Origin of the sequence: Kitasatospora sp. NPDC004799 (genome assembly GCF_040609095.1) — a bacterium.
Classification (GTDB): domain Bacteria; phylum Actinomycetota; class Actinomycetes; order Streptomycetales; family Streptomycetaceae; genus Kitasatospora.
This window is the reverse complement of sequence record NZ_JBEXJK010000313.1, coordinates 1-9,688: the sequence shown is the minus strand read 5'-3', so window position 1 is coordinate 9,688 and position 9,688 is coordinate 1. Positions and strand designations below refer to the sequence as shown.

General features: G+C 75.1%; 11 protein-coding genes and 1 pseudogene. 1 reads left to right on the top strand and 11 read right to left on the bottom strand.

The annotated features are described in order from the left end of the window. From ABZW03_RS30090 to ABZW03_RS30060, 7 genes and pseudogenes are all read right to left on the bottom strand, one after another. Positions 1-289 (bottom strand): annotated as a pseudogene (locus tag ABZW03_RS30090) (hypothetical protein); the annotation flags it as partial. Then, positions 286-1,200: a hypothetical protein gene (locus tag ABZW03_RS30085; RefSeq protein WP_355265094.1), complete on the bottom strand. Its 915-nt coding sequence runs from the start codon at positions 1,198-1,200 to the stop codon at positions 286-288. The pseudogene ABZW03_RS30090 and the gene ABZW03_RS30085, both read right to left, overlap by 4 nt. Positions 1,201-1,202: 2 nt before the next feature. Then, positions 1,203-1,472, bottom strand: coding sequence for an acyl carrier protein (locus ABZW03_RS30080; protein ID WP_355265090.1), 270 nt, complete (start codon positions 1,470-1,472; stop codon positions 1,203-1,205). Between the two features lie 37 nt (positions 1,473-1,509). Further along, positions 1,510-2,793, bottom strand: coding sequence for a type III PLP-dependent enzyme (locus ABZW03_RS30075; RefSeq protein WP_355265087.1), 1,284 nt, complete (start codon positions 2,791-2,793; stop codon positions 1,510-1,512). After that, the gene (locus ABZW03_RS30070; protein ID WP_355265084.1) at positions 2,790-4,277 is read right to left on the bottom strand and encodes an ATP-grasp domain-containing protein; all 1,488 of its coding nucleotides are present in this window, start codon (positions 4,275-4,277) and stop codon (positions 2,790-2,792) included. The genes ABZW03_RS30075 and ABZW03_RS30070 overlap by 4 nt, the downstream gene beginning before the upstream one ends. Continuing rightward, a complete protein-coding gene (locus tag ABZW03_RS30065; protein WP_355265081.1) occupies positions 4,277-5,206 on the bottom strand; it encodes a 3-oxoacyl-[acyl-carrier-protein] synthase III C-terminal domain-containing protein in 930 nt (309 codons plus the stop codon). The genes ABZW03_RS30070 and ABZW03_RS30065 overlap by 1 nt, the downstream gene beginning before the upstream one ends. Before the next feature lie 126 nt (positions 5,207-5,332). Continuing rightward, positions 5,333-6,061, bottom strand: a complete 729-nt coding sequence (locus ABZW03_RS30060; RefSeq protein WP_355265078.1) for a DUF4097 family beta strand repeat-containing protein — start codon at positions 6,059-6,061, stop codon at positions 5,333-5,335. A 186-nt stretch (positions 6,062-6,247) separates the two neighbouring features. Between ABZW03_RS30060 and ABZW03_RS30055 the strand changes: the two genes are divergently transcribed. Next, a complete protein-coding gene (locus ABZW03_RS30055) occupies positions 6,248-6,976 on the top strand; it encodes an amino acid racemase (RefSeq protein WP_355265075.1) in 729 nt (242 codons plus the stop codon). Positions 6,977-7,053: 77 nt separating this feature from the next. Here the strand turns inward: ABZW03_RS30055 and ABZW03_RS30050 are convergent, their stop codons facing one another. Genes ABZW03_RS30050 through ABZW03_RS30035 form a run of 4 tightly spaced genes read right to left on the bottom strand, consistent with a single transcriptional unit; the run spans position 7,054 to position 9,393 of the window. Continuing rightward, positions 7,054-7,767 (bottom strand): DsbA family protein, encoded by a 714-nt coding sequence (locus tag ABZW03_RS30050; protein ID WP_355265072.1) that lies wholly within the window; start codon positions 7,765-7,767, stop codon positions 7,054-7,056. Then, the gene (gene fabG, locus ABZW03_RS30045) at positions 7,764-8,507 is read right to left on the bottom strand and encodes a 3-oxoacyl-[acyl-carrier-protein] reductase (RefSeq protein WP_355265069.1); all 744 of its coding nucleotides are present in this window, start codon (positions 8,505-8,507) and stop codon (positions 7,764-7,766) included. Before fabG ends, ABZW03_RS30050 begins: the two co-directional genes overlap by 4 nt. Beyond that, positions 8,504-9,001 carry a beta-hydroxyacyl-ACP dehydratase gene (locus tag ABZW03_RS30040; protein WP_355265066.1) on the bottom strand — a complete coding sequence of 166 codons (498 nt, stop codon included), beginning with the start codon at positions 8,999-9,001 and terminating at the stop codon, positions 8,504-8,506. The genes fabG and ABZW03_RS30040 overlap by 4 nt, the downstream gene beginning before the upstream one ends. Continuing rightward, on the bottom strand, positions 8,998-9,393 hold the full coding sequence (locus tag ABZW03_RS30035; protein ID WP_355265063.1) for a hypothetical protein: 396 nt from the start codon (positions 9,391-9,393) through the stop codon (positions 8,998-9,000). The genes ABZW03_RS30040 and ABZW03_RS30035 overlap by 4 nt, the downstream gene beginning before the upstream one ends. Between the last annotated feature and the right edge of the window lie 295 nt (positions 9,394-9,688).

Sequence of the window (9,688 nt, the reverse complement as noted above, 5' to 3'; positions counted from 1 at the left end):
GGGCGGTCGTGACGGCGGCGGCCACCACCTCGCCGCCGGGCAGCGCGGTGCGCGACAGCACGGCCTCCTCGGCGGGGCGGCGCGGCCGGGTGGTGCCGTCCACCCAGAGCCAGTCGGCCGCGGCGAAGGTCCCGGCGTCGGCGACGGTGTGGCCGCCGGGGCCGCAGGGCAGCAGGCCGGGCGTCAGGGCGGACCCGAGCAGCCGCAGCGCCGGGGCGAGGCCCTGGTGCAGGGCGGTGTCCCGGCAGCGGGTCCACAGGCCGGTGTCCTGCCGGGTCTCGGTGGTCATCGCCCGCCCCGTTCGAATCGCCCGCCCCGCTCGAATCGTCCGCCCCGTTCGAGCAGGCAGACGGCGAGGTCGCCGGTGTCGGGCTCGTGGTCGACGAGGGCGATCCGCTCCTCCCGGCCGGCCGCCCAGGCGGGGTCGGCGGCGAGGGCGGCGAGGGCGCCGGAGGCCGGGTGGCCCGGCGCGGTGCGCACGATCCGGCCGGGGTGGCCCGGCAGGTCGCGCGCGGGGTCGACGGCGGCGCCGGCCACCACCGGGCAGCCGGCCGCGTCCAGCTCGGCCAGCGCGGTGCGGACGGCCGCCGCCACCTCGGCCGGGCCGGTGCCGGTGCGCTGCCACAGCGTGAGCCGCCCGAGGGCGCCGGTGTCGGTCAGCAGCAGCGCCAGGCCGGCGTCCCCGGCGAGGTCCCGTCCGGTCTCGTACGGGAGGGTGGCCTGGTCGAGCACGAACACCGCGACCCGGCGGTGGCCGTGCCGCCGGGCGTAGGCGGCGGCCAGCCGCAGTGCGGCGAACGGGGCGTTGGAGCCGCACTCGGAGACGGCGAAGGACAGCGGGCCGCCGGGGACGCGCTCGGACAGGGCGGTGACGGCGGCGAGCCGGCAGTCCAGGTCCGGGGTGGCGTGGGCGACGACGGCCAGGTCGATCGGCGGGCCCCCGGGGGCCCGGGCCTCGAGGTCGGCGAGCAGCTCCGCGGCCATGGCGGCGAAGGTGTTCCCGCCCGCCTCCCGGACCAGCTCCGGCCGGTGGCCGACGCCGTGGGCCGCCGTCAGGTCGGCGAAGTGGCGCAGCGAGAAGGCGTCGTCGATCCGTGCCCGGCCCGGCGGGAAGCGCCGGTGGGCGATCGCGGCGAGGGCGAGCGGGAAGACGGCGGGCGCCTCCCAGGGCCCCGTCGTCGGTGCGGTCCGTACCGGCATCCTCAGCCGCCCAGTTCCGTGGCCACGAAGTCGGCCAGCGAGCGCACGCTCGCGAAGTGGGCCATCTCCAGCGAGTCGGTGTCGAACTCGACGTCCAGCGACTCCTCCAGCCGCATCAGCAGTTCGAAGACGCCGGTCGAGTCGAGGCCGAGCTCGTCGAAGAGCCGGGATTCCTCGGTGAGTCGGGGCAGGTCGTAGTCGAGCACCTCGCCGAGGGCGGCGGAGATCTCGGTGACGATCCGCGCGCGGTCCGTGCCGGTCGCTCCGGTCATGGTCAGCACTCCTTCCGGGGGATGGACGGGGGGATCCTCAGGCGCGGCCGAGGAGTTCGGGGGCGATCGGGCGCTGGTGGCGCAGTAGGTCCTCGGGCCGGTCGGGCTCGCGGACCAGGTGCGCCTCGCCGTCGAGCACCAGCACCTCGGCCGGGTAGCCGTGGCTGAGGAAGTGCACGGGGGAGGCGGTCGGCCCGTACGCGCCCGAGCGCAGCACCCCGAGCAGGTCGCCCGGGCGCAGCGGCGGCAGCTGGGCCTTCTTGGCCAGCGTGTCGTTGGGCGTGCAGAGCGGGCCGGTGACGTTCCAGACCTCGGTGGCGGGCTCGTCGGCCCGGTTGAGCAGCTTCACCGGGAAGTTGCGCTTGACGAAGGAGCCGATGCCGACCGCCGCCATGTGGTGGTGGGTGCCGCCGTCGGCGACGGCGAAGCGCTCGCCCAGCGACTCCTTCACGTACCGGACCCGGGTGACGTAGGTGCCGGCCAGCGCGGTGAGGTAGCGGCCGAGCTCCATCACCAGCCGGGTGCCGGGGTGGCGTTCGGCGAACGCGGCGAGCAGCGGGTTGATCCCGGCGGCCAGCTTCGGCAGGTCGAGGTCGCGCTCGCCGTCGAAGTAGGCGACCCCGAGCCCGCCGCCGACGTCCACCAGCTCCAGCCCGAAGTCCAGGGCGGCGGACAGGCGTTCGGCCAGGTCGAGGATCCGCTCGGTGTTCTCGACGACGGTGTCCTCGACCAGGATGCGGGTGCCCATGTAGACCTGCACGCCGATCACCCGGACCGCCGGGTGGCGGGCCACCAGCCCCGGGTCGGCGAGCAGTTGGGCCTCGTCGATGCCGAACTGGCGGGCCTTGCCGCCCATGGTGAGGCCGGAGCCCTTGACCGAGAAGCTCGGGTTCACGCGGAGCGCGACCGGGGCCACCACCCCGCGCCCGCGGGCGAGTTCGTCGATCAGCGCGAGTTCCTGGAAGGACTCGCAGACGATCGCCGCGATCTCCTCGTCCAGGCAGGCGAGCAGCTCCTCCCGGCTCTTGCCGGGCCCGAGGAAGATGATGTCCCGGCCCTCGACCCCGGCCTGCCGGGCGGTGCGCAGCTCGGTGAGCGAGGAGACCTCGGCGCGGGCGCCGTGGGCGTGCAGCAGGGCGCAGACGGCCAGGTTGGGGTTGGACTTGAGGGAGAAGAAGACCTGCAGGCGCGGGTCCAGCTGCTCGCGCAGCTCGCGCATCCGCCCGGTCAGGGCGTCCCCGTCGTAGAGGAAGAGCGGGGTGCCGTACCGCTCGGCGATCTCGGTGACGGGTGTGCCCTGGATCTCGAAGACGGCGCTCACGGCCGGTCCCCCCTCTCGCGCCCGGCGAGCCGGACGGCGATCTCCTCGTCGATGGTGGTCAGTTCCTCCGCCGAGTCCGCGACGACGATCCCGTACAGCCGGCCGTCGGCCGGGGCGTCGCCGCCGGTGAACGCGGCGTTGACGGTGGCGAAGTTGTTCACCAGCAGGCCGCGACCGCGGGCCGGGTCGAGCAGCAGGCCGTCGAGCCGCTCGCGCAGGGCGTCGAAGGCGAGCGGTTCGGTCAGCCGCAGCGGGTAGTGGCGGGCGACGGCGACCTGTCCCGGCTTGACGAACCGTTCCTGCAGGCGGACCTGGTACGTGGACATGTTGTTGCGGGCGTTGATCTCGATCACCGGGTAGAGCCCGCCGTCCGGGTCCACCATGGCGTCCACGCCCACCACGCCGTGGAAGCCGTCGGCGGCCAGCCGGCCGCCGAGCCGGTCCGCGGCGGTGCGCAGCTCGTCGACCTGGGCGGCGGACAGCCGGGCGGGCATCCGGTGGCCCTTGTGGACGCCGTCCTCGGTGAGCTGCTCCTTGACGAAGTCGAACGCCACCGAGCCGTCCAGGCCCACGGTGAACTGGTAGTTGAGGTCGGCGGCCTTGTCGACCCACTCCTCGACCACCATGGCGATCCGCTCCCGGCCGGAGCCCTCGACCTGCTTGGCGATCATCCCGAGGATGCGCTCGCCGCGGCGCCGGCTGCTCAGCCGGGCGATGCCCTTGCCGGAGACGCCGAACGCCTCCTTCACCACGGCCCGGCCGTCGCCGAGTTCGGCGTCCACGGCCGTGAAGGCGGCGGCGAGTTCGGCGAGCGTCTCGCAGGCCCAGCCCCTCGGCTGGCGCAGGCCGAGCTCGTCGGCGAGCCGGCGGCTGTAGACCTTGCTGTTGACGGCCTTGCAGGTGGCCGCGGACGGGCCGGCGAGCGGCAGCCCGGTGGCCGCGGCGAGGCGCTCCTCCGGTTCGGACACCCCGTGGACGGCGATCCGGCAGCCCTCGGCGGCCAGGTCGGCCAGTTCGGCGAGCAGCGCCGGGTCGGCCAGCGCGTCCGCGGTGACGGTGCGCTGAGGGTCCTGGACGGCCGGGACGTGGACCCGCGGCAGCTCCAGGCCGAGGCCGGCCAGGTAGCCGAGGTAGTCCCGGTCCGGCCGGGTCTTGAGCACCACGTGGTCCCGGCCGCCGGCCAGCAGCAGGGCGAACTCGTCCATCCGGTTGACCACGGCGCCGGCGCCGGCGGCGGAGAGCCGGGGCAGGGTGTGCTCGCCGAGCGCCCACTGCTGCTCCACCTCGAAGTTGCCCAGGAAGAGGAAGCGGGCGTCCGGCGCCCCGGTCAGGGCGAGCGACAGCCGGGCGGCGAAGTCCGGGGCCGGGGCCTCCGGGCGCGCGGCGGAGTCGGGGGTCGGGGCTCCTGCGCGGGCGGCGAGGTCCGGGGCTCCTGTGCGGGCGGCGGAGTCCGGGGCCGGGGCGGCCCCCGTGCGGGCGCCCATCAGTGCCGCACCACCATCGCGGCGAAGGACTGGCCGAGCCCCGCGGAGGTCATCAGGTAGGTGTCCCCGGGCCGCAGCAGGCCGAGTTCGAGCGCCGACCGGTAGTTGATGAAGGGGTCGGCGCAGAAGCAGTGGCCGGTGCGGGCGATGTTCTCCAGGAAGATCCGGTCCCGGTCGATGCCGAGCGCGTTGGCGGCGACCGTCCAGGAGACCCGGTTGACGTTGTGCGGCAGCACCAGGTCGAGGTCGCCGACGCCCAGGCCGGCCGCGGCCAGGGCGCCGTCGATGACCTCGGCCATCGCGTCCTGGTAGATCCGCTTGGCCTCGCGGGCGCCCTCGGCGTCGAGGTCGATGACGCCGTCCTCGCGGCCGTGGATGCGGGCGTGGTAGCCGAGCACCCGGTTGCGGTCGCCGCCGGCGCTCACCAGCAGGGCGGTGACGCCCTCGCCCATGATCGAGACGTCCTCGACCCACTGGGAGAACGGGGTGAGCGTCTTGTCGCCGGCCAGCACCAGCGCGAGCGCGTCCGGGTCCCCGTCCGCGGCCAGCAGGGTGCCGGCCGCGTCCACCGCGAGCAGGCCGGTCGCGCACCCGTGGTCGGCCACCGAGAACACCTTCGCCCGGCGCAGCCCGAGCGACTCGCAGACCGTCCGCAGCGGGCTGAGCGGGTACGGCGCGGTGGTGCGCAGGCCCTTGGCCCGCACCACGTACCGGATCCGGTCCTCCTGCCCGGCGAGGTCGTCCAGCTTGCCCGCCGCGGTGGTCAGCAGCTCCGCCTCGGACTGGTCGGGGGCCTGGCAGATCCGGTCGAGGCCGTACAGCCTGGTGAACCGGCGCACCTGCTGGTCGGTCAGCCCCAGCGGCTCCCGCAGCTGTTCGACCGAGACCGTCGGTGGCAGGTAGCTCGATACCGCTTCTATCGACGTCATGCGACGGGGCCTCCTCGCGACAAGGATCGGAGCCCCACCAGATTCGCCGGGAACGCTGACAGGCTGCTGACGCCCGGCTGATCGCCGGACGGCAGGCAGCCCGGGGTGGCGTCAGGCCGGTCCGGCCTACGCCTGCTTGACCGAGATGCGTCCGTTGCTGGTGCTCAGGGTGAGCTGGTACTGGCCGGACGGGTCGTCGGAGACCCCGATGTCCTTGTGGCCGTTGCCGGTCTTCGCGGACACCTTGTACTTGGCGGCCGGCACCGTCAGGGTGATGGCGCCGTTGGAGGTGGACGCGGAGACGTCCTGCGGCTTGGCCGAGACGATGTCGATCGCGCCGTTGCTGGTCTGGGCCTGGATCCGGTCGCCGTTCAGCCCGCGCCCGGTGATGGCGCCGTTGGTGGTCTTCACCTCCGTGCTGCCCTTCACCCCGTCCAGGTTGACCGACCCGGAGTGGGTGGAGACCTGCACGCTGCCCACCTGGGAGAGGCTGACCGCGCCGGAGGAGGTCCCGCCGGTGATCGGCAGCCCCGCGGGGACCTCGACGGTGTAGGTGACCGAGCAGTGCTGGCCGCAGCCGCCGAGCACCAGGACGCCGTTCTCGACCCGGCTGGTCACGCCCGGCTTGTCGTTCTTGTAGCTGACCGACCGGTGCACGGAGACCTTGTCGAGGCCGTCCTTGCCGCGCAGGGTCACGCCGCCGGAGGTGGTGTCGAGCTTCACCGCGGTGATCCTCTCGCTCACCGTGGCGTCGTCGGAGAAGTTGCTGTCGGGAGCCAAACCGCAGGCGCTCAGACCGCCCACGGCGGCCGCGAGGGCGACGACGGACGCGAGACGGCCGGACTGCTGGCGCATGTCATTCCCCAGATCTGGAAGGCGTTGCTACAGGCCCCGTTCGCGGGGCGGACCGTTCGAAGCTACCCCGCCGGAAAAGTCGCGGACCATGGGGCTAACCCCCCTGTCCTGAGCGGGAGTTCCCCCGATCGGCGGACGTCAGGCGAATGTCAGTTCCGGGTCAGCGCGCCCGTTCAGAGTCGAGGCATGACAGCGCTGACGGCACGGGCCCCCGAGCGGACCCTGGGCGTACTGGGCGGCATGGGCCCGGCGGCGACCGCGGAGTTCCTGCGGCTGCTCGCGGCCGACGCGCCGGCGGTCACCGACCAGCAGCACCCCCGGCTGCTGCTGCTCTCCGAGCCGGGCATCCCGGACCGCACCGCCGCGATCCTGAGCGGCGACCAGGAGCCGGCCCGGCGGGTGCGGGAGGGCCTGCGCACGCTGGCCGGCTGGGGGGCGGACCTGCTGGCCGTCCCCTGCAACACGGCGCACGTCTTCCTGGACGGCTTCGCCGCCGCCTCGCCCGTCCCGGTGGTCGACATCGTCGACGCCACCCTGGACGAGGCCGCCCGGCTGAGCCCGGACGGCGGCTGGCTCGCCGCGACCACCGGGACCGTGCTCAGCGGCCTCTACCAGCGCCGGGCCGCGGCCCGGGGCTACCGGCTGCTGCTGCCGGACGGCGGGACCCAGCAGGCCGTCCACGGGGCCGCCGAACGGGTGAAGGCCGGACGGGCCGAGGAGGCCGGCGCCGCCTTCCGGGAGGCCGTCGGCGGGCTCTGGCGGCGCCGCCGGCTGCCGGTGGTGGCGGCCTGCACCGAGCTACCGCTCGCCTACCGCAGCGCGGGGCTGCCGGCGGAGCTGATGGTCTCCAGCCTGGCCGCGCTCTCCCGGGCCTGCATCGCCGAGCTCTACCGCAGCGTCCCGGTGCGCTCCTGAGCGCACGTGCGAACGGACCGGCCCCGGCGCTGCGGGTGAGCGCCGGGGCCGGGCCGTACGGGCCTCTCCGGGGCCGGTCAGCCGCAGCCGCCGGCGTGGCCGTCGTCGACGGACCGGGCGCCGAGCCCGACCGCCGGGGCGGCCGGCGCCGGCAGCGCCGCGGCGGGCACCGCCCGGGCCCGCAGGTGGGCGACGAAGTCCGGCAGCCGGTCCAGCCCCCAGAAGCGGTTGAAGCCCTGGACGAAGAACGGCACGCCGAACACCCCGTCGTCGCAGATGTCCTTGAGCAGCAGCGCCCCCTGCCGGCGCAGCTCGGGATCGTCGCTCGCCCCGGCCAACTCCGCCGGGTCCAGGCCCAGTTCGTCCCCGATCCCGGCGATCACGGCCCGGTCGCAGATGTCCCGGCCCTGCTCCCAGCGGGCCCGGTAGGCGGCCGCCACGAACTCCGCGCCGCGGCCCCCGCGCAGGGCCACCAGGTAGGCCAGGTGGGGGACCTCCCACACCGGGTCGCGGTCCACCGGCCAGCGGAGCTCCACCCCCCGCGCGGCGGTCAGCCGCCGCACGTCCTGCAGCACGTACAGGTGCTTGGCCCGGGACATCGCGGTGTACGGGAACGAGCCGCCGAGCCCGGCCAGCAGCTCCTCGCTGGTGCGGTCGGGCTCGAAGAACGGCCGCCACTCCACCGCGTCGGCCACGTCCGGGTGCCGCTCCAGCAGCTCCCGGTAGGCGAGCCAGGAGTACGGGCTGCGCAGCGAGAAGTAGAACCGCGGCGCCTTGCCGGAGCCGCTCAAAGGACCAGCCCGCCGTCGATGCCGAAGACCTGGCCGGTGATGTACGAGGCGCGGTCCGAGAGGAGGAAGGCCACCAGGTCGGCGACCTCCTCCGGGCGGCCGAGGCGGCCCAGCGGGATGCGCCCGGCGAGGCCGTCGCCGGCGTCCCCGGCCAGGCCGGAGGTCATGTCGGTCTCGATGAAGCCGGGCGCCACGGCGTTGACCCGGATGCCGCGCGGGGCGACCTCCTTGGCCAGCGCCTTGGAGAAGCCGATGATCCCGGCCTTGGACGCCGAGTAGTTGGTCTGGGTGGCGTTGCCGTACACCCCGGCCACCGAGGACATCGTCACCAGCGCGCCGGCCCGGCGCTTCATCATGGCGAACACCGCCGCCCGGCAGACGTGGTACGTGCCGTCCAGGTTGACCCGCATGACGTCCTGCCAGGCCTGCTCGGTGAGCAGCACCAGCGGGTTGTCCCGGACGATGCCGGCCGAGGAGACCACCGCGTGGAGCGGGCCCAGCTCCTGCTCGGCCGCCCGGACGAAGGCCTCGGCCTGCGCGCGGTCGGCCACGTCGACCCGCCGGGCCAGCACCCGGGCGCCGGCCGCCTCGGCCTCCTTCGCGGTCTCCGCGGCGGCCTCCTCGCGGGACTGGTAGCAGAACGCCACGTCGTAGCCGTCGGCGGCGAGCCGGGCCACCACGCTGCGCCCGATACCCCGGGACCCTCCGGTCACCAGGGCGACCCGTCGTGCGGACATCATGACCTCCCAGGGGTCGTGGTTCCGGGCGTCCGGAGGACCTCCGCCGGGCGCAGCGCCAGCGTCAACTGGCCGACCTCCAGCACCGGGTGGCCGTCCACGGTGCTGCGGCCGCAGGTGATGACGGTCTCGCCGAGGTCGCGGACCAGGGTGACCTCGTGCACCAGGACCGAGCCGGGGCGGACCGGGCCGAGCACCTTGACGTCCCGGGTCCTGGCCAGCAGCACGACCTGCCCGGAGAGCACGTCGGCGTTCGGCCGCTCCCAGCAGGCCAGCAGCACCGCGGACTGCGCCCAGGACTCCAGCAGCTGGCCCAGCGGGTAGTCGTACTCCTCGTTGGGGGCGTCGTCGGGCACGTCCCGGTAGGCGGGCTCGGCGAGGGTGACCGCCTTGTACGCGACCAGCCGGCGGCCCGGTTCGACCTCGGCGATCCGGTCGACCAGCAGCGCGGGGTGGCGGTGCGGGACGACCGACTTGATGGCGGCGGTGTCCTTCACCGGACCTCCCGTGGGTAGAACAGGGTGATCTCGGCGGCGGGGCGGTCGTCGGCGGAGACCCGGGCGCTGACCCGGACCCCGTCGTCGTCGCGCTGGATCCGGGCGTCGACGGCGATCTCCTCGCCGGGCCGCACCGGGCTCAGGAACCGCGCCCGGGTGAGCTCGGCCCGGCCGGGGCTGGGCACGGCGGCCGCGGCGGCCAGCTCGTGGACGTACTGCACCAGGCCGAAGCCGGGGACCAGCGGCAGGCCGGGGTAGTGGCCGCGCAGGAACGGTTCGTCGGCGGCCAGCACGACGGTGCCCCGGACGTGCCGCGACACCGGCTCGCCGGCCGCGCCGCCGGGCTCGGGGCGGCCCTGCGGCTCCGCCACGGTCAACGCTCTGAGCATCATGGTCTGTCCCTCCTCTGGGTCCGGCCCCGTGGTGGACGGGCGGACGGGTGGCCGGGGCACCGGACGGCCGGGGTCGCCGGGGTACCGGGGGTGCCGGGGTCGCCGGAGCGCCGGGGTGGCCGGGTGCCGGTGGCCCTGGTCAGCCGCCGAGCAGCGCGCAGCCGACCGTGCCGTCCCGGTCGACGCAGGTCACCAGCGCCAGCCCGGCCGCGGGCAGCCGGCCCTCGTCGGCGGCGGCCAGCACCGCGGCCAGCTGAGGCCGGATCGCCGACCTCGGCGCGGAGCGGGTGATCGC